At 62.6% G+C, this 19,790-nt stretch carries 18 protein-coding genes; 2 read left to right on the forward strand and 16 right to left on the reverse strand.

What is annotated here, in order from left to right; all coding sequences use genetic code 11:
- Positions 1-84 precede the first annotated feature (84 nt).
- Positions 85-942 (forward strand): bifunctional methylenetetrahydrofolate dehydrogenase/methenyltetrahydrofolate cyclohydrolase FolD, encoded by an 858-nt coding sequence (gene folD / locus PTE30175_RS09535; protein ID WP_150696818.1) that lies wholly within the window; start codon positions 85-87, stop codon positions 940-942.
- A gap of 163 nt (positions 943-1,105) precedes the next feature.
- Positions 1,106-3,187: a M3 family metallopeptidase gene (locus PTE30175_RS09540; RefSeq protein ID WP_150696819.1), complete on the forward strand. Its 2,082-nt coding sequence runs from the start codon at positions 1,106-1,108 to the stop codon at positions 3,185-3,187.
- Positions 3,188-3,285: 98 nt separating this feature from the next.
- Here PTE30175_RS09540 and PTE30175_RS09545 read toward each other — a convergent pair whose 3' ends face one another.
- The 16 genes from PTE30175_RS09545 to ndk form a co-directional block, all read right to left on the reverse strand.
- Positions 3,286-3,822 carry a phosphoribosyltransferase gene (locus PTE30175_RS09545; RefSeq protein WP_150696820.1) on the reverse strand — a complete coding sequence of 179 codons (537 nt, stop codon included), beginning with the start codon at positions 3,820-3,822 and terminating at the stop codon, positions 3,286-3,288.
- Between the two features lie 26 nt (positions 3,823-3,848).
- The gene (locus PTE30175_RS09550) at positions 3,849-5,189 is read right to left on the reverse strand and encodes an adenylosuccinate synthase (protein ID WP_150696821.1); all 1,341 of its coding nucleotides are present in this window, start codon (positions 5,187-5,189) and stop codon (positions 3,849-3,851) included.
- Between the two features lie 64 nt (positions 5,190-5,253).
- A complete protein-coding gene (locus PTE30175_RS09555; protein WP_150696822.1) occupies positions 5,254-6,402 on the reverse strand; it encodes an ATP phosphoribosyltransferase regulatory subunit in 1,149 nt (382 codons plus the stop codon).
- A 34-nt stretch (positions 6,403-6,436) separates the two neighbouring features.
- Complete coding sequence (locus tag PTE30175_RS09560; protein ID WP_150696823.1) at positions 6,437-6,625, reverse strand: DUF2065 domain-containing protein; 189 nt, start codon at positions 6,623-6,625, stop codon at positions 6,437-6,439.
- Between the two features lie 63 nt (positions 6,626-6,688).
- Positions 6,689-7,588 (reverse strand): protease modulator HflC, encoded by a 900-nt coding sequence (gene hflC / locus PTE30175_RS09565; protein ID WP_150696824.1) that lies wholly within the window; start codon positions 7,586-7,588, stop codon positions 6,689-6,691.
- Positions 7,589-7,600: 12 nt separating this feature from the next.
- Complete coding sequence (gene hflK / locus PTE30175_RS09570; RefSeq protein WP_150696825.1) at positions 7,601-8,950, reverse strand: FtsH protease activity modulator HflK; 1,350 nt, start codon at positions 8,948-8,950, stop codon at positions 7,601-7,603.
- Positions 8,951-9,138: 188 nt separating this feature from the next.
- Positions 9,139-10,302, reverse strand: a complete 1,164-nt coding sequence (gene hflX / locus PTE30175_RS09575; RefSeq protein ID WP_150696826.1) for a GTPase HflX — start codon at positions 10,300-10,302, stop codon at positions 9,139-9,141.
- Positions 10,303-10,378: 76 nt separating this feature from the next.
- Positions 10,379-10,615: an RNA chaperone Hfq gene (hfq, locus tag PTE30175_RS09580; RefSeq protein ID WP_010807283.1), complete on the reverse strand. Its 237-nt coding sequence runs from the start codon at positions 10,613-10,615 to the stop codon at positions 10,379-10,381.
- 127 nt (positions 10,616-10,742) lie between these two features.
- Positions 10,743-12,080 carry a ribosome biogenesis GTPase Der gene (gene der, locus PTE30175_RS09585; protein WP_150696827.1) on the reverse strand — a complete coding sequence of 446 codons (1,338 nt, stop codon included), beginning with the start codon at positions 12,078-12,080 and terminating at the stop codon, positions 10,743-10,745.
- Between the two features lie 66 nt (positions 12,081-12,146).
- On the reverse strand, positions 12,147-13,319 hold the full coding sequence (gene bamB, locus PTE30175_RS09590) for an outer membrane protein assembly factor BamB (RefSeq protein WP_338044423.1): 1,173 nt from the start codon (positions 13,317-13,319) through the stop codon (positions 12,147-12,149).
- Positions 13,320-13,418: 99 nt separating this feature from the next.
- Positions 13,419-14,048 (reverse strand): tetratricopeptide repeat protein, encoded by a 630-nt coding sequence (locus tag PTE30175_RS09595; protein ID WP_150696829.1) that lies wholly within the window; start codon positions 14,046-14,048, stop codon positions 13,419-13,421.
- A 15-nt stretch (positions 14,049-14,063) separates the two neighbouring features.
- Positions 14,064-15,410: a histidine--tRNA ligase gene (hisS, locus tag PTE30175_RS09600; RefSeq protein WP_150696830.1), complete on the reverse strand. Its 1,347-nt coding sequence runs from the start codon at positions 15,408-15,410 to the stop codon at positions 14,064-14,066.
- Positions 15,411-15,439: 29 nt separating this feature from the next.
- Positions 15,440-16,714 (reverse strand): flavodoxin-dependent (E)-4-hydroxy-3-methylbut-2-enyl-diphosphate synthase, encoded by a 1,275-nt coding sequence (gene ispG / locus PTE30175_RS09605; protein WP_150696831.1) that lies wholly within the window; start codon positions 16,712-16,714, stop codon positions 15,440-15,442.
- A 20-nt stretch (positions 16,715-16,734) separates the two neighbouring features.
- Positions 16,735-17,757: a helix-turn-helix domain-containing protein gene (locus tag PTE30175_RS09610; protein ID WP_150696832.1), complete on the reverse strand. Its 1,023-nt coding sequence runs from the start codon at positions 17,755-17,757 to the stop codon at positions 16,735-16,737.
- A 270-nt stretch (positions 17,758-18,027) separates the two neighbouring features.
- Positions 18,028-19,152: a dual-specificity RNA methyltransferase RlmN gene (gene rlmN, locus PTE30175_RS09615; RefSeq protein ID WP_150696833.1), complete on the reverse strand. Its 1,125-nt coding sequence runs from the start codon at positions 19,150-19,152 to the stop codon at positions 18,028-18,030.
- Between the two features lie 41 nt (positions 19,153-19,193).
- Positions 19,194-19,619 (reverse strand): nucleoside-diphosphate kinase, encoded by a 426-nt coding sequence (gene ndk / locus PTE30175_RS09620; protein ID WP_150696834.1) that lies wholly within the window; start codon positions 19,617-19,619, stop codon positions 19,194-19,196.
- Positions 19,620-19,790: the final 171 nt, after the last annotated feature.

Raw genomic sequence — 19,790 nt, forward strand, 5'->3', positions numbered from 1 at the left:
ATAATGACGGTTTGCCGTGCGCGCCCCCATCCACGGACAACGGCACACAAGTTTCCCCCATCCCTGACTTGACACCCACGCATCATGACCGCCACCATCCTCGACGGTAACGTCCTCGCCAAACAGATTCGCAGCGAAGTCGCCACGCGCGCTGCCGCCCTCACCGCCCGCGGCCGCCAGCCGGGCCTTGCCGTGGTGCTCGTGGGCGAAGATCCCGCCAGCCAGGTCTATGTCCGCAACAAGGTCAAGGCGTGCGAAGACAATGGGCTGTTTTCGTCGTTCGACCGGTACCCGGCCGACCTGACGGAAGCCGACCTGCTGGCCCGGATCGACGCTTTAAACCGCGATCCGAAGATCCATGGCATTCTGGTGCAATTGCCGCTGCCGAAGCATATCGACAGCCACAAGGTGCTGGAAGCGATCGCGCCGGAGAAGGATGTCGACGGTTTCCACATCTCGAACGCGGGCGCATTGATGACCGGGGCGCCGATGTTCCGCCCGTGCACGCCGTACGGTTGCATGAAAATGCTCGAATCGGTCGATTTTCCGCTGCGCGGCGCCCGTGCCGTGGTGGTCGGGGCGTCGAACATCGTCGGCAAGCCGATGGCCATGATGCTGCTGCAGGCCGGCGCGACCGTGACCATCTGCAATAGCAAGACGCGCGATCTGGCCGCGCACACGCGTGATGCGGACGTGATCGTGGCTGCCGTCGGCCGCCGCAATATCATTACGGCCGACATGGTCAAACCGGGCGCGGCGGTGATCGACGTCGGCATGAACCGCGACGACGCCGGAAAGCTGTGCGGCGACGTCGATTTCAACGGCGTCAAGGAAGTCGCGGGCTATATCACGCCGGTCCCCGGCGGCGTCGGCCCGATGACGATTACCATGTTGCTCGTCAACACGCTCGAAGCCGCGGAACGCGCGGCAGGTCTTGCGTAAGCACCGCTCAGGCGCCCCTTCGGCGCGCCCAACCTGCGGCCGGCGCAGCCCATGCTGCCGGCCGCGCCTACGCTTGAATCATTCCGGTTGAAAAAAACGACTGGAAAAATCGTCTGGATGCCCCCACACTCTTCTTACGTCTTTTCCGTGGACATCCAAACGCATGAACACACCTCGCTACGCCAATCCCCTGCTCGACATCACCGGCCTGCCGCGATTCTCCGAGATTCGTCCTGAACATGTGACGCCCGCCGTCGATGTCCTGCTCGAAGAAGCCCGCACCGCCGTCGATCGCGCAGCCGATCCGGCGACCCCCGCCACGTGGGCCAACATTCTCGACGCGGTCGAGGACGGCACCGAAGGCCTGGGACGCGCCTGGGAAATCATCGGACACCTGAACGCCGTGGCGGACACGCCCGAGTTGCGCGCCGCCTACAGCGACAATCTGCCGCGCGTGACAGAGTTCTCCGCCAGCGTCGGTCAGAACCTGGCGCTTTTCGACAAATACAAGGCGATCGCCGCCGGCCCGGAATTCGCGGGTTTGTCGACGGCGCGCAAGAAGATTCTCGATAATGAAATGCGCGGATTCCGGCTCGGCGGCGCCGAGTTGCCGGAAGACCAGAAGCCCCGCTTTGCTGAAATTCAGGAAGAACAGGCCGGACTGGCCAAGGCGTTTTCCGATCACGTGCTGGACGCGACGAACAAATTTGCATTGTTCGTGACGGACGAAGCCGAGTTGGCAGGCATACCGGACGATGACAAGGATGCCGCCCGTGCCGCCGCCGAACGCGACGGCAAGCCGGGCTGGAAATTCACGCTGCATTTCCCGTCGTACTTCCCGATCCTGCAATACGCGGACAACCGTGCGCTGCGCGAGCAAATGTTCAAGGCGAACGTCACGCGCGCATCGGAATTGGGTCCGCAGTTCGGCGAAGGCGATGCGGCATGGGACAACACGCAAAACGTGGTCGAACAATTGGCGCTGCGTGGCGAGGAAGCCCGGATGCTGGGCTTCAGGAATTACGCGGAAGTGTCGCTCGAGCCGAAGATGGCCGAGTCGCCGGCACAGGTACTGGAGTTCCTGGAGGACTTGGCACACCGCGCACGTCCGTACGCAGAAAAGGATTGGGAAGAATTGCGCGCGTTTGCCGCCAAGTCACTCGGCATTGATGAACTGCAACCGTGGGATACGACTTACGCGTCGGAGAAGCTGCGTCAACAGCGCTATGCATTCTCGGAAACTGAAGTGCGCCAGTATTTCCCCCTGCCGAAGGTGCTCGAAGGCCTGTTCCGTGTCGCGGGCACACTGTTCGGCGTAACGATCAAGCCGCAGGACGCCGAGGCTTGGCACCCGGACGTGCGCTTCTTCCGCATCGAGCGCAATGGCGAGCTTGTCGCGCAGTTCTACATGGACTTGTTCGCGCGCGAGGGCAAGCGTGGCGGCGCATGGATGGACAGCGCCCGCACGCGCAAGCGCCTGCACGACGGTCAACTGCAAACGCCGGTGGCGTATCTCGTGTGCAACTTCCCGGCGCCCGTGGGCAACAAGCCGGCGCTGTTGCCGCACGACGACGTCATCACCCTCTTCCACGAATTCGGCCATGGCCTGCATCACATGCTGACGCAAGTCGAGGACGCGGGCGTGGCAGGCATCAACGGCGTGGAGTGGGATGCCGTCGAACTGCCGTCGCAGTTCATGGAGAACTTCTGCTGGGAATGGGATGTGCTCGAACACATGACTGCCCACGTCGATACGGGCGCGCCGTTGCCGCGCGCACTGTTCGACAAGATGATTGCGGCGCGCAACTTCCAGAGCGGTCTGATGATGCTGCGACAGCTGGTGTTCTCGGACTTCGACATGCACCTGCACTGCGACTTCGATCCGAAGGGCAAGCAGTCGGTCCTCGATTTGTCACGAGAGATCAACGCCAAGCTGCATGTGACGCCGCAAGCGGAATTTTCGCGTTGGCCGAATACATTCAGCCACATCTTCGCGGGTGGGTACGCTGCCGGATACTACAGCTACAAGTGGGCGGAAGTGCTGTCCGCAGATGTGTATGCAGCGTTTGAGGAAGCAGCGAAGGTCAGCGGCACCGTGCTCGACAGCGCCACCGGGGCGCGCTATCGCGACGAGATCCTCGCAGTCGGCGGTAGCCGGGAGGCGATGGCCTCGTTCGTGGCGTTCCGCGGCCGCCCGCCGAAGGTCGATGCCCTGCTGCGCCATAGCGGGATGTCGGCCAACTAGGGCCTGTTCAGCCTAAGCCGGCCAGGAAAGCGAAACGGGCGGTCCATCAAAAGATGAACCGCCCGTTTTGGACGTGATCCACTCGGCACACGCCGAACTTACGTTCCCCGCTTGATCCAGGCCGCCAGATTGTGCGGACGCAGCGTATCGTACTCTTCGAACGGCTGATGAATCCACGGGTTCGTCGGCAGGAATTCGACGTGATAGTCGGGCGCCACCTTCGAACATGCCTTGTGCCAGAGCACGGCCGAGCGCACGTCCGTCACCTTCGGGAAACGCTCCTTCAGATGCCGGCCGACGCGCTCGAGCGTCACACCCGAATCGACCAGGTCGTCGACCAGCAGCACGCGGCCTTCCAGCTCGCCGCGCGTGATGGTGATGTACTGGGCAATATCGAGTTCGCCACGTACCGTGCCTTCGGCCTCTCGATATGAACTCGTTGCCAGAATCGCCAGCGGCACATCGTAAATGCGCGCGAGCTGATCGCCCACACGCAAACCGCCGCGGGCGAGGCACAGGATCTTGTCGAATTTCCAGTTGGACTCGTAGACCTTGAGCGCCAGGCGCTCCACCAACCGGTGATAGTCGTCCCAAGAGACCCAGAGGTTCTTATCGTCGTTTTGAGGCAGATTCATGCTGATTCGTGCGGTGCCGCGGCGGCTTAATTCTTGAACGGATGGCGCAGCAGGATCGTTTCTTCACGATCCGGGCCCGTCGACACCATATCGATCGGTACACCGCTTACTTCCTCGATCCGCTTCAGATAGTTCTGCGCTTCGACCGGCAGTTGATCGAACGACTTCACGCCGACCGTGCTCTGCGTCCAGCCCGGGAAATCTTCGTAGACCGGCACGCAACGCGCCACGTCCACCGCGCCACGCGGCAGGATGTCCGTCGTCTTGCCGTCTATCGTGTAGCCAACGCACAGGCGAACCGTTTCGAGACCGTCGAGCACGTCGAGCTTTGTCATGCACAGCCCCGACACCCCGTTAATCTGGATCGAACGCTTGAGCGCAGCGGCATCCATCCAGCCGGTACGGCGCGGACGGCCCGTGACCGAACCGAATTCCTTGCCGACGGTCGCCAGTTGCAGGCCGATCGGTTCCTGGCGCGCAGGGTTGTCCGCATCGTACAGTTCGCTCGGGAACGGGCCCGCGCCGACGCGCGTGCAATACGCCTTCGTGATGCCAAGGATGTAGTGCAGCTGTTGCGGACCGACGCCGGCGCCGGCAGACGCCGCACCTGCCACGCAGTTGCTGCTCGTCACGAACGGATACGTGCCGTGATCGATGTCGAGCAAGGTGCCTTGCGCGCCTTCAAACAACAGATTCTGACCCTCGCGGTTCGCGGCGTAAAGGCGCTGCGAGACATCCTCGATCATCGGCGCGAGACGCGGCGCATAACCGAGCATCGTGTCGAGCGTTTCCTGGAAGTCGACGGCCTTCGCGCCCAGATACTGCGTAAGCACGAAGTTGTGGTAATCAAGGTTCTCGCGCAGACGCTCGGCAAACACCTTCGGATCGAACAGATCCTGCACGCGCAATGCGCGGCGGGCAACCTTGTCTTCGTACGCCGGGCCGATGCCACGGCCAGTCGTGCCGATCTTGTCGGCGCCACGACGCAATTCGCGGGCCTGGTCGATGGCGACGTGATACGGCAGGATCAGCGTACAGGCTTCGGAAATGCGCAGACGGCCGCAAACATTCAGGCCGGCGCTTTCGAGCTCTTCGATTTCCTTGAACAGGGCTTCGGGCGACAGCACCACACCATTGCCGATGTAGCAGGTGACGCCTTCGTGCATGATGCCCGACGGAATCAGGCGCAGAATCGTCTTCTTGCCGCCGATGATGAGCGTATGTCCGGCATTATGGCCACCCTGGAAGCGCACCACGCCTTGCGCGTGATCGGTCAGCCAATCGACGACCTTCCCCTTGCCTTCGTCACCCCATTGCGTACCAATGACGACGACGTTGCGCCCCTGATTCAAAGCATTGCCGGACATAACAATAGTTGGTTTGGTTAAAAACGTATTCTACCCGTGTTGAGGAACCCGAGTGCCGCTTTTTTCAGCGCGCTGTCACATTCCAGCGACCACCGGTCTCGACGAGCACCCGGTCGCACGCGAATTCCTCGAGATCGTGCTCGTGACCCGGCAACATGCGGATGACCACCTCCCCGGCATCGCGCAATTCCTGAATCTTGGCACGCAAACCCGGTTCGTCGTTCGCAGGCGCCAAAATCGCGCTACTGCGCGCTTCCACCGGCGAAATACCCGCCAACTCTCGCAAATCGAGCGAAAAACCCGTTGCCGGGCGATCGCGGCCGAAGGCCTGCCCCACCTTGTCATAACGGCCGCCGCGCGCAATCGCATTCGGAATGCCGTCCACATAGGCGGAGAACATCACGCCGCTGTGATACTGATAACCGCGCAAATCGGCCAGATCGATCGTGACGACCGCCTCCTTGCTTTGCGCCGCCAGGTACGCGAGATCGTCGAGCGCCGCGCGCACGCCGGGCAAGTCCGGAAGACGCTTGCGTGCTTCGTCGATGATGTCCGGGTTGCCATACAGCTTCGGAAGCACCAGCAGCGCCTCACGCTGGGCCACCGGCAGGTTGGCGGTCAACACCTCGAGCTGGGGCACATCTTTCGCGGCGAGCGCCCCGAATAGCTCGCTTTCGATGACTTGCGCCTGCGGCACGCCTTCGATCAGCGCTTCGAGTACGCCGGCATGGCAAAGATCGATGCGAATGTGATCAAGACCGGCCAGCCGCAGGCAGTGCAGCAGCAATTCCTGAATCTCGAGATCGGCTTCCAGTCCGCCATGTCCGAAGATTTCGGCGCCGATCTGGATCGGCTCACGCGTGGCGAGCAGGTTGCGCGGGCGCGTGAACAGCACGCTGCCTGCATAACACAGGCGAGTCACGCCACGGCGGTTGAGCAGGTGTGCGTCGATCCGGGCGATCTGCGGCGTGATGTCGGCACGCAGGCCCATGGTGCGGCCCGAAAGCTGGTCGACGAGCTTGAACGTGCGCAGATCGAGGTCATGACCGGTACCGGTCAGCAGCGATTCGACGTATTCGAGCAGCGGCGGCATGACCAGCTCGTACCCGTAGGTACGGAAACGGTCGAGCATGAGCCGGCGCAGGTCTTCGATCTTGCGTGCTTCAGACGGCAGCACGTCGGCGATGTTTTCGGGTAGCAGCCAGTTCGGCATGGGAATTTCTTGGTAAGACGGCGCGCACGCGCCATTAAAGTTCGGCCAGCAACAGCAGAATCAGCCCGAGCGCAAGCGCCGACAGGCCGAAAAAGCGGATCTGCCCCGTGGACATTTCCGTTATTTTACGAAAACTTTGGCGCCAGCGATCAGGCCAGACGAAAGGAAACAGCCCTTCGAGGATCAGCATCAGGGCCAAGGCGAGAAGAATCGTGCTGCTCACGGGGGACCGGACCACAAAAAGCCACCGCCCGCGAAGGCGGGCGGCGGCATCGTTAGTTTGGCGCTATTTTCCCGCTTTTCCGGCGGGCGCGCCAGTCGCTTGTGGATTCCGCATGAAACGGAAGAAATCGGAGTTCGGATCTGCGATGATCACATCCTTCTTGTCGCGGAACGTGTTCCGATACGCATCAAGGCTCTGGTAGAACTGCGCAAACTGCGGATCGCGGCCGAACGCCTGGCCGTAGATCAGCGATGCCTGGGCATCGCCCTCGCCCTTGATCTGCTGCGCCTTGGCATACGCCTCGGCCACCACGACCTCACGCTGGCGATCCGCATCGGCACGAATCCGTTCGGCTTCCGCGCCGCCGGTCGAGCGCAGTTCGTTGGCGACGCGCTTGCGCTCGGCGGCCATGCGCCGATAGACGGAGTCGCTGATGCCGGCCGCAAGGTCGACACGGCGCATGCGCACGTCGACGATCTCGATGCCGACCTGCGCGGCGTCCTCACCAACCTTCTGGCGCACCCACTGCATGACCTGCTCGCGCTGTGACGATACGACCTCGGTGACCGTGCGCTTCGTAAACGCCTCCTGCAGCGCCGAACGGATCTGCTGTGTCAGGCGATCTTGCGCAAGACGGTTCTCGCCCTTGAAGCTGATGTAGAACTTGCGCGGATCGACGATGCGCCACTTCACATACGAATCGACGATCAGGTTCTTCTTCTCGGACGTGATGAAGCGTTCTGGCTCGGGGTTGTCGATGGTCATGATGCGCTTGTCGAGATACAGCACGTTCTCGAGCGGCGGCGGCAGCTTGAAGCGCAAGCCGGGCTTGTCGATCACCTGCTTGATCTCGCCAAGCGAGAAGACGACGGCAAAACGGCGCTGGTCCACCACGAACATGGTCGAGGCGAGCACGATCAACAGGACGATCAGCGCAACAATAATGGTTCCGATTCGGTTCATGCGCGTATCCCCTTAGCGTGAATCGCGTTCGCGGTTGCGCAGTGCCGCACGCGATCGATCATGGTCGGCGTCGGTGACGTCATCGCTCGTACTGCCGCTCGTGCTGCCACTCGACGCGGCAGCGCCTGCGCCCGATGCCGGCGCAGGCGCTGCGCCCTCGGCACGCGTTCGCTCCATGATCTTGTCCAACGGCAAATACAACAGGCTATTGTTGTTGCGCGTATCCACGAGGATCTTCGTGGTGCGCGAATAGATCTGCTGCATCGTTTCGAGGTACATGCGCTCACGCGTGACGGCCGGCGCCTTCGCATAAGCCTCCTGCACCGCCTTGAAGCGGTCGGCATCGCCCTGCGCCGACGAGACCACACGCGCCTTGTAGGCGGCGGCATCTTCGGTCAGGCGCGAGGCCGTCCCCTTGGCGCGCGGAATCACGTCGTTGGCATAAGCTTGCGCTTCATTTTTCTGGCGCTCCAGATCCTGCCCAGCCTTCACGGCGTCGTCAAACGCAGCCTGCACCTGCTCAGGCGGTTGCACGCTTTGCATCGTCACGCTGGTCACCAGGATGCCCGTCTTGTAACTGTCGAGAATGCGCTGGATCGACTGAACCAGTTCGTTGGCGATTTGCTCGCGGCCCTCATAAAGCACGAAGTCCATCTTGCTCTTGCCGACGATCTCGCGCACCGCCGTGGTGGCCGCAAGATTGACCGACGCTTCCGCTTCAACGTTGTTGAACAGGAACTCGCTGGCATCCTTGATGCGGTACTGCACCGCGAAGCGCACGTCGATGATGTTCTCGTCGCCGGTCAGCATCGACGAGTCCTTGAGATCCGTGTCGCGAATCGTGTTCGAACGGCCGACTTCGACCGAGCGGATTTGCGACATGTTGACGATCTCGTGCGACTGGAACGGGTACGGCAAGCGCCACTGAATCCCCGACGTCGTCGTGTACTTGTAACGGCCGAATTCCATGACGACGCCGACCTGCCCTTCCTGGACGATGAACACGCCCGTGGCGAGCCAGATCAGGAAGGCAATCGCGACGACGACACCCACGCCAACGCCCGACCCGCGCGCGCCGCCGGTGAACTTCCCGCCCGCACCGCCATTGCCGCCGTTGCCGCCGTTCTTGCGGCCAAACAGGCGATTGAGGCGGCGATTGAAATCGCGCCACAGTTCGTCCAGATCGGGCGGGCCGTCTTGCTGGCGCGGCCCCTGCTCTTTGGGTTCGGGATTGTTGTTGGGACGGTTCGGCTGCTCATCGCGGCCGCCCGCCGGGCTGTCATTGCCCTCGCCCCGCCCCCAGCGCGGGTCATTCAGGGAGAAAATCAAGCCAACTCGTCGCATCAAGGCTTTTGGAAGCATAGAAAGAAGCGTGGTGACTGAAGCGGTCAAGGCGTGGCCAACGGCGCATGCGGCGCCCCTGGCCGGGTTCTCGATTCGCTAAGCGGCGCGCCAGCGGCTCGCCCCGTGTGTCTGAGCAATGTCTTGCCGCAATCCGCTGCCGCATGTGATCCGCGGCTGGCGATGTTCGGCGAGACTACGTAATTTTTTTACCGTTCTTCTGCGTGGGGCTCATCGACCCAAGAGTCGACCAGCCGGACATCGGGCGCTTCGTCATCCGATTGTAACCCAGTGCCCAGGCTCACGGCCTCGGAAATGGCATCCCGAAGCAAATCAAGCCCTTCACCTGTCCGTGCGCTCAGGAAGACACGCCAGACGCGGCCGGATTCGTCGCGCTCGATCCGAGGCCCCTGCGCTGCCAATTCCGGCGCCGCGTCGATCTTGTTCCAGACAAGAATCTGGGGGATGTCGGCAGCGTCGATCTCGGACAGCACGCCATTGACCTCGGCCATCTGTTCCTGCCGCACCGAACTTGAAGCATCGACGACATGCAGCAGCATGTCGGCGTGCACCGTTTCTTCCAGTGTGGCGCGAAATGCCGCCACCAATTGGTGAGGCAGTTCACGGATGAATCCGACAGTATCGGACAGCACGACGTTCCCCGCCTCGCCAAGATAAACGCGACGCGAAGTGGTATCGAGCGTGGCGAAGAGCTGGTCGGCCGCGTACGCATTGGCTTTCGTCAGCGCGTTGAACAGTGTCGACTTCCCCGCGTTGGTATAACCGACGAGGGAGATCGACATCGTGCCGTTGCGCTTGCGCGAACGGCGTTGCGTGTCGTGCTGACGCTGCAGTTTGATCAGCCGCACTTTGAGTGATTTCACACGCTCGCCGAGCAGGCGGCGGTCGGTTTCGAGCTGGGTTTCGCCGGGACCACGCAGGCCGATACCGCCCTTTTGCCGCTCCAGGTGAGTCCAGGCGCGCACGAGGCGCGTGGCCAGATATTGCAATTGCGCGAGCTCGACCTGCAGCTTGCCTTCGTGACTCTTGGCGCGCTGCGCGAAGATGTCGAGAATCAGGCTGGTGCGATCGACGACCCGGCAACCGAGGAAATGCTCGAGGTTGCGCTGCTGGCCGGGGCTCAAGGCATGATTGAAGATGACCAGCTCGGCGCCGTAATGGCCGATGGCTTCTTTCAATTCCTGAGCTTTGCCGCTGCCGATGAAGAACTTGGCATCGGGACTGTGGCGGCGGCCGGTGATGGTGACGACAGGTCGGGCTCCCGCGCTTTGCGTCAGAAGATCGAGTTCCTGGAGGCTGGCTTCGAAATCGAGCTTGCCGAAATCGATGCCGACGAGGGCGGCGTTAGTCAAAAAGCGGGGGCGTGGGAAGAAGATGCGGATGGAATTCGCCCGGCCGAGCCAATGTGGCTGGCCGGACGGGCCTGGATCAGGACTGCTCGGCTTCCGGGTGGAAATTCACCGGACGCGCCGGCACGACCGTCGAGATGGCATGCTTGTAAACCATCTGGGTCACCGTGTTGCGCAACAGAACGACATACTGGTCAAACGATTCGATATTTCCCTGCAGCTTGATGCCGTTGACGAGATAGATCGAGACGGGAACGTGTTCCTTGCGCAAGGCGTTCAGAAACGGGTCTTGTAAAAGTTGCCCTTTGTTGCTCATAAGATACTCCATTGAATTTTTTTAGATTGACCGTAAATTGGGACGCGTGCGCGCTACCCGCCCCAACTCCCACACTATAGCCGATTTTGCATGGTGCGCCAGCAAAACCCCGCCTCGGCCGGGCGTTTCACTCCGCCTTGGCGTAAGGGTTTGCGCCGCTGCGGAACTCTATTCGTAATGGAGTGCCCTTGAGCCCGAAAGTTTCTCGGAAGCGCCGTTCCAGGTAGCGTTTATAGGTGTCGGTCACGCCATCGAGATTGTTGCCGTGGATCACGATGATCGGCGGATTCGACCCGCCTTGGTGCGCGTAGCGCATTTTCGGACGCGAGAATCCCGAGCGGCGCGGCTGCTGGAATTCCACGGCCTCTTCCAGCGTGCGCGTGAGCTTCGGCGTCGGCAGTTTCGCCATCGCCGCCGCATACGCGCTATCGACCGAACGCATCAGCGGACCGATGCCGGTCGACTTTGCCGCCGAAATGAAATGGAAGTTGGCGAACTCGAGGAATTTGAGCTTGCGCTCAAGCTCTTCCTTGGTCTGGTCTCGCACGTATTCGTCGAGACCGTCCCATTTGTTCACGCCGACCACCAGCGCACGCCCCGACTCGACGATGAAGCCGGCAATATGGGCATCTTGATCGGAGACTTCCTGGCGCGCATCGAGCAGCAGGATCACGACGTTCGCGTCTTCGATCGACTGCAGCGTCTTGACTACCGAGAACTTTTCGATCGCCTCGAACACCTTGCCGCGGCGGCGCAGGCCAGCGGTATCGATCAGCGTGTATTTCTTGCTCTGGCGCTCGAAGTCGATGTGGATCGAATCGCGCGTGGTGCCGGGCATGTCGAACGCAATCACGCGCTCTTCGCCGAGCAGCGTGTTCACCAGCGTCGACTTGCCGACGTTCGGACGGCCCACGATGGCGATGCGGATCCGGCCGTCTTCACGCTTCTCGGCTTCCTCCTGCTCGGCGTTCGCATAGAAAGGCGCAAGCGCCTCGTCGATGACTTCGCGCACGCCGTCGCCATGGGCGGCCGAGATGGCAAGCGGATCACCGAGACCGAGCTCGTAGAACTCGTTGGCGACGGACGAGTAACGCATCCCTTCCGCCTTGTTCACGACGAGCATGACCTTACGGCCGGTCTTGCGCAGGTAATCGGCGATGATCATGTCTTGCGGGGCAAGCCCCAGCCGGCCATCGACGATGAAAATCACCACGTCGGCCTCGACCACGGCCTGGCGGGTCTGCTTGGCCATCTCGTGGAAGATGCCGTCCTTGGCCACCGGTTCGAAGCCGCCCGTATCGATCACGAGGTACGGGTACTCGCCCAGGCGGCCTTCGCCGTAGTGACGATCGCGCGTGAGGCCCGGCAAGTCGGCGACGAGCGCGTCGCGCGAACGCGTCAGACGGTTGAAGAGTGTCGATTTGCCGACATTGGGGCGCCCTACGAGCGCGATCACGGGTTTCATAAACAAGCCCTAAAAACAAATACGGCCGGCACACTGCCGGCCGCTCCCGGAACAGCCGGGCGCCGGTTATTCCGGACGATAGCCGATCAGGTTGCCGTCGCGGGTCTGGATCACGAGCGTTTGCCCCGCCAGCACCGGTTGTGCACTGATCGCGCCGTTCGCCTTGGCGCGAGCGACGAATTCGCCGTTGTCGCGCGACAGGAAGTGCACATAGCCCTGCATGTCGCCAACCACCACCACGCGGCCCAACGCCAGCGGCGCGCCGAGGGTGCGATACTTGAGTTTATCGTTTTGCCACAGCGTCGAGCCGTCGGTCGACGCAAACGCGAACACCTGCCCCTCGCTGTTCACGGACGACACGAGGCGTTCGTCCTGCGACACGCCGTTCGGCGACGAAAATTCACGCGCCCACAGGCCGTTGCCGGTCACCGCGTCCACACAGCCGACTCGGCCCTGGAACGTCGCACTGCAGATCTGGCGGCCGAACAACACCGGGCTGCCCGTCACGTCGTTGACGCGCTCGACCTCGGTCACGCCCTTCGGATATGACAGCGGCGTGATCCACAGCGGATTGCCGGTCTGCAGGTCTAACGCCACGAGCTTGCCGCCGGGGAAACCAGTGACCATGGCTCGGTCGCCCACGAAAATCATGCCGGTGCCGGTACGCAACGTCAATGCGGCCGCCGGTTGCGTGTACGTCCACTTCACGGCGCCCGTGGTCGAATCGAACGCCGTCACGCGGTTGTTGACCGCACGCACGATCACCAGGCCGCGGCCGACCAACGGCGTGGCCAGCACTTCGCTGCCGGCGTTCGCCTTCCAGGTCTGCTTTCCGTCGTGGTCGAACGCGAGGATATCGCCCTTCGCGTTCGCGACAGCCGTCGTCTCGCCATCGCTGCCGGGGCCGGCGGTAATGTCCGTGTCGGCCTTGGCGGCCCAGGTGGTGGCCCCGGTGTTGGCGTCCAGACGCACGATGCCGCCATTCGCGCCGGCGGCAAACACTGCCTCGCCCACGGCGATCGGCGCGAAATCGTAGCTGCCGGACTTGCCGACGCTGGCCGTCCACATCTGGCGGACGGTCAGCCCCTGCTTGATCTCCGTAAGCGGCGTCGGTTCATGCGCGGGCTTGCTGCTGAACAAGCCGCAGCCGCCGAGCAGCGTCACGGCGGCCAGCGCAGCCACGGTCGCGGTCAGGCCACTGGCGCGCTTGAGGGAACGTTGGCTCGTTGCGGTCGGCATCGATCGACGGAAATCGGTAAAGATCATCATGTACCCGGTTATGCGTTATTGGTGTGCGCCGCGCGTGGCCGATGAGACCGGGCGGCATATCGCTATCGATTAACTACCCAAGGCATCAAGCTTGAACTGGACGAACTGACGCATTGCCGCGTCCTGCTTATCCAGCTTGTCGAGCGCGAGACGGTATGCCGCACGCGCGTCGGCAATCTTGTTCTGTGCGACGAGCAAATCGCCGCGGCGGTCCGCGAACAATCCCGCGAACGGCGCAGGCGGTGCGTCGCCGAGCACTTTCAGACCTTCGTCATACGACTTCTGGTCGAGCAGCAGCCCTGCCAGGCGGAGCTTGGCGAGCTGCTTGTATTCGTCGTCCTGCGCATGCTCGGCGGCCCACTGCAGCTGCGTCTTCGCACCCGCCAGATCGCCAGCTTCGTCGAGCGACTTGGCGGCGAGCAGCGCCGACATCTGCGCATAGGCCGTGCGGCCGAACTTGTCTTCCATATCGCTTGCGATACGGGTGACCTTCGCCTTGTCCTTCGCGTCGACGGCCTTCTCCAGCGTGCTGTACAGCACGCCCGCCTCGACCGACTGCTTGCGTTCCCAATAACGCCACAGATTCCAGCCGCCGTAGGCGAGCATGGCTGCGACAAGGATCCAGACCACCGTGTTGCCGTACTGCTTCCACCAGGCCTTGACGTTCTCGATCTGTTCCTGTTCCTCGTGATAGCTCATCGACCCCGCTCCTCGTCAGGCTTCGTTGATGCTGTCGTCCGCCGTGGCGACGATGGCATCGATCAGATGTTCGGCCAGCAATTCAAAAGCGACGCTGGTCTGGTTGTTGTCCTGGTTGGCCGCACGCAAGTGCTTGACGGCGGCCTGTCCGGTGGCGACCTCGTTCTCGCCGATGATGACGGCGAACGCAGCGCCGCTGGCATCCGCGCGCTTCATTTGCGACTTGAAGCTGCCGCTCTTGCCATCAGGGCTGCAGTGGAACACCACGTTCAGGCCCGCGTCGCGCATGCGCTCGGCAGCCACGATCGCCGGCGCCACAGCCGTCTCGCCCTGGTGGACGACGTACACGTCGCAACCTTCGGCTTGCGGCACGAGGTCGTCTTCGCGCAACAGCTCCAGAATGCGCTCGACCCCCATCGCCCATCCGCACGCCGGCGTGAAATCACCGCCCAGTTGCTCGATCAGGGGATCGTAGCGGCCACCGCCGGCGACCGTGCCCTGTGCGCCAAGCTTGTCCGTGACCCATTCGAAAACGGTCAGGTTGTAGTAGTCGAGACCGCGGACCAGGCGCGGATTGATCGTGAACGGGATGTTGTTCGCCTTCAACAGCGTCTGCACGCCCTCGAAATGCTTGAGCGATGCCTCGCCGAGGTAGTTGATCAGCTTCGGCGCGCCTTCAACCATCGCCTGCATCGCCGGATTCTTGGTATCGAGCACGCGCAGCGGGTTCGTGTACAGACGGCGGCGGCTATCCTCGTCGAGCAGTTCGGCGTGGCCTTCAAGATACGCGATCAAGTCCTTGCGGTGCGCCGCGCGCTCTTCCGCCTGGCCGAGCGAGTTCAGTTCGAGCCTGATGCCGGTGAGCCCGAGGTCGTCCCACAGCCGCTGGCACATGAGGATGATTTCGACGTCCGCATCCGGGCCGGCCAGACCGAGCGCTTCCACGCCGACCTGATGGAACTGGCGATAGCGGCCGCGTTGCGGCCTTTCGTGGCGGAACATCGGGCCGAAGTACCACAAGCGCTTCGGTCCGGTGTAGAGCAGATTGTGCTCGAGCGCGGCGCGCACGACAGATGCCGTGTTCTCGGGACGCATCGTCAGTTGCTCGCCGTTCAGCGAATCGGTGAAGCTGTACATCTCCTTCTCGACGATGTCGGTGACTTCTCCGATGCCGCGCGAGAAGAGTTGCGTCTGCTCCAGAATCGGCGTGCGGATTTGCTGATAGCCATAAGCGCGCAGCATGGCGCGCACGGTCTCTTCGAAAAACTCCCACAGGGCTTCGTCCTGCGGGAGGATATCGTTCATGCCCTTCACGCCCGCCAACTTGCTGGCGCGACCGTTGCCTTTCTTCGCTTCACTCATTGTCAAATCTTCCTGCCCTTATTATTGCTTTACGCGGTTACCGCTGCCGGCGCGTAATGGGTCTTCACATAGTCGTCGACGATCTGCTGAAACTCTTCTGCGATACGCTCGCCGCGCAGCGTGCGCACCTTCTGTCCGTCGACGAACACCGGTGCGGCAGGCGATTCACCCGACCCCGGCAGGCTGATGCCGATGTTGGCGTGCTTCGACTCGCCCGGTCCGTTGACAATGCAGCCCATGACCGCAACGTGCATGTTTTCCACGCCCGGATATTGCGCCTTCCACACCGGCATTTGTTCACGCAGATATGTCTGAATGCTTGCCGCCAACTCCTGGAACACCGTGCTTGTGGTGCGACCGCAGCCCGGACAGGCGATCACCATCGGCGCGAAAGCCCGCAAACCCATCGTCTGCAGGATTTCCTGAGCAACGACGACTTCGCCAGTGCGCGCGCCGCCCGGTTCCGGCGTCAGCGAAATGCGAATGGTATCGCCAATGCCTTCCTGCAGGAGCACCGACAGCGCGGCGGTCGACGCGACAATGCCCTTCGAACCCATGCCGGCCTCGGTCAATCCGAGGTGCAGCGCATAATCGCAGCGGCGCGACAATTCGCGATACACCGCGATCAGGTCCTGCACCGCACTGACCTTGCACGACAGCAGGATCTTCTCTGCCGGCAGCCCGATTTCACGAGCGCGCTCGGCCGACTCGATCGCCGACGTGATCAGCGCCTCGTACATCACGCTCTGCGCTTCCCAAGGCTCGGCGCGCTGCGCGTTTTCGTCCATGATGCGCGCGAGCAGGGACTGGTCGAGACTGCCCCAGTTCACGCCGATGCGCACCGGCTTGTCGTATTGGCAAGCCACCTCGATCATCTGCGCAAATTGCGAATCCCGCTTTGCGCCCTGCCCGACATTGCCGGGATTGATCCGGTACTTCGACAGCGCTTCGGCGCATGCCGGGAAATCGGTCAACAGCTTGTGGCCGTTGTAGTGAAAGTCGCCGACGAGCGGGACAGTCACGCCCATGCGATCGAGCTGCTCACGAATCGACGGCACCGCCGCAGCCGCTTCCGGCGTGTTGACGGTAATACGGACCAGTTCCGAGCCGGCCTGCGCCAGTTCCTTGACCTGGATGGCCGTGCCGATGGCGTCGGCCGTATCCGTATTGGTCATCGATTGCACGCGAATCGGCGCATCGCCGCCGACGGTCACCCGTTGCCCGCCCCAGCGAATGCCCACTTGACGCGTCTTGCGGCGCGCCGCAGGCCCTCCGGTGATCGGCATGCATTGTACAGAAGCCATGATTTACCTCGTCCGCGCCCTCATTGCAGCGAGAGGCGCGCCACGTTGCCCGCATTGCGGGTCTTCAATTCGACCGGTTGACCATTGAACTGCACCGACTCGACGCCGGCCACGTTGCCGATCACCACCTTGAGCGGTGCATCGCCCGTGATGTCCTGGGCTGCACCTGCACGCAGCAGTTGCGAGAACACGATTTTGCCGTCGCGTTGACGCACTTCGACCCAACTGTCGGCCTTCAGGTTCAGCGTAAGCTTGCCGTTACCCGGCTGGCCCGCCGCTGCGGACGACGCCGGCGCCATGGCGGCAGGCGCCGAGGCCTCGGCCGACATCCCGGCTGCGGCGCTCGCCACGGCCGAGACGACGCGCGACGGATCCGTTGCGGCGATCATTGCTGCACCGGTGCTGTTGGCAGCGGCGGCATCGCTTGCCACGGTGCCGGCATCGGCGCCCGGCGGCGTCGCATTGACATCCGCGACGACCGGCTGGCTGGCCGGCTCCGCGGCTTGCGCAGCCGGCGTGCTGGCCGACGAAGCGGGTTCCGCCGGCGAGACCGTCGAGGCCGCCTTGTGACTGCCGCCAAAATACCACGTAGCGCCCGCCACGATCACGAGCACGGCCAGCGCCCAGGGCCACTTGGCCTGAGGCGAGCCGACCGGCGAGCGGAAGCGCACGGGGCTTTTCGGAATGCTGGGGGCATTCGGCACGGGCGGCGGCATCTCGATTTGCGCGTTGCGGCCGAAGCGGCGCAACGGCTCCGTCAGCGGCGCCGGATCCGCACCGAGCATGCGCGCATAGCCGCGCACCACGCCCTGCACGAACGGCATTTCGGGAAGCGTGCTCCACTCCCCTGCCTCCAGGCGCTTCAGCTTTTGAGCCGAAACCTTGAGGCGCGCCGAAACGTCTTCGATCGACATGCCGCGCTGTTCACGCAGCGCGGCAAGCTGCGCGCCCACCTGGACGGCCGTTTCGGCCAATCCCGGCGCCGGACCGGCGCCTGCCGGTTCGGTTTGCGTGATCGCTTCTGCCTGATCCTGGTTATCCATCGATACGCCCCCGTTCGTAAGCAACCGTCTTTGACGGCTGAGGATATTCTGATGATGCTGAAGCCGGTTCCGTCATTCGCCGCGTCCGTGTCGCATGGCGGCCTGCCACGGCATCAGCGGACCACGGGAATGATTGACCGGCGAATTCACGCGCGGCGTCGAACGCGCCCTGCGTGCGTTGAATTTTCGTTATCGCAATCGTGCTTGCCATCGAAGGCGGGCACTGCCGGGCGCGTTCGCCCGTCGGCTTCGACCCGCCCGCGCGCAACCTCATACGGCTCGCACCTCGACCGCAATTTTCCCGAATTTACCGCGTTGCGCGAGGCGCGTGCGGTCTTGCACTTCGCCGGCCAGCTGGCCGCAGGCGGCGTCGATGTCATCGCCACGCGTCTTGCGCACGGTCGTGACGAGGCCGGCATCGAGCAGGATTTGCGCAAACCGTTTGATTTGCGGGTCCTTCGAACGCAACAGGCCGGATTCGGGAAACGGATTGAAGGGAATCAGATTGAACTTGCACGGCACGTCGCGCGTGAGCGCCACGAGCTCGCGCGCATGCGCGTCGGTGTCGTTGACGTCGTCAAGCATGCAGTATTCGAACGTGATGAAATCGCGCGGCGCCACTTCGAGGTACCGCTCGCACGCGCCCATCAGTTCGCGCAGCGGATATTTCTTGTTCAGCGGCACCAACGTGTCCCGCAGGGCATCGTTCGGTGCATGCAGCGAAACGGCCAGCGCCACCGGCAATTCGGCGCCGAGGCGGTCCATCATCGGCACCACACCCGAAGTCGACAGCGTAACCCGGCGGCGCGACAGCCCATAGGCGTTATCGTCGAGCATCAGGCGCATGGCGCCCACAACGTTCTCGAAATTGAGCAGCGGCTCGCCCATGCCCATCATCACCACATTGGTGATGACACGCTCCTGCTTGCCTTCGCGGCCCAGCGTATGGCGCAACAGGAATTCGGCCATCCAGAGCTGGCCGATGATTTCGCCCATCGTGAGATTGCGCGAAAAGCCCTGTTTGCCGGTCGAGCAGAAACGGCAATTGACGGCGCAGCCCGCCTGCGAGGAAACGCAGAGCGTGCCGCGCGTATCTTCCGGGATGTAGACGGTTTCCACGGCGTTGCCGTTGCCGACGTCGAGCAGCCATTTGCGCGTGCCATCGGCCGACAGGTGGTCGGTGATCGCCTGCGGCGCGCGGATTTCCGCGCGCGTACGCAGCTTCTCGCGCAACGATTTGGCCAGATCGGTCATGCCGTCGAAATCGGCGGCGCCCATCTGGTGGATCCAGCGTTGCAATTGACGCGCGCGAAACGGCTTTTCGCCGAGCGTTGCGCAGTACGCAGCCAGACCATCCGGATCGTAATCGAGCAGATTCTTCAGCGGTTCGGTCATGGCCCTACTCCGTCAAGCATCCCGCGAACATCCAGACTCGCTTAGCGCGAGTAGACGTTCAGACCCGGGAAGAAAAATGCGACTTCGACCGCAGCCGTTTCGGCAGCGTCCGAGCCGTGCACGGCGTTTGCATCGATGCTGTCGGCGAAATCGGCGCGAATCGTGCCCTTCTCGGCCTTCTTCGGATCGGTGGCGCCCATCAGCTCGCGGTTCAACGCGACGGCGTTTTCACCTTCGAGGACCTGGATCATCACCGGGCCCGAGATCATGAAATCGACCAGGTCCTTGAAGAACGGGCGCTCTTTGTGGACGGCGTAGAATTGTTCGGCTTCGCCGCGCGAGAGCTGAACCAGCCTGGCCGCTGCGATCTTCAAGCCAGCGCCTTCGAAGCGGCTGTAAATCTGGCCAATCACGTTCTTGGCAACGGCATCGGGCTTGATAATCGACAAAGTGCGTTCGACTGCCATGAAAAACTCCAAAAAATTAAGCAGTTATGTAACCAAAATGAATCCGTAATTGTAGCATGAAGGCTGTTATGATGGGGACGGAACCTAACGCGCCCGTCAGGCTCAAAAGCGTTGACGGCCGGGCATGTCCCGCGTTTTGAGGCGCCGATCTGGCAAGATTGGGCGTTTCGG

This window comes from Pandoraea terrae (assembly GCF_902459695.1).
Taxonomy (GTDB): Bacteria; Pseudomonadota; Gammaproteobacteria; order Burkholderiales; family Burkholderiaceae; genus Pandoraea; species Pandoraea terrae.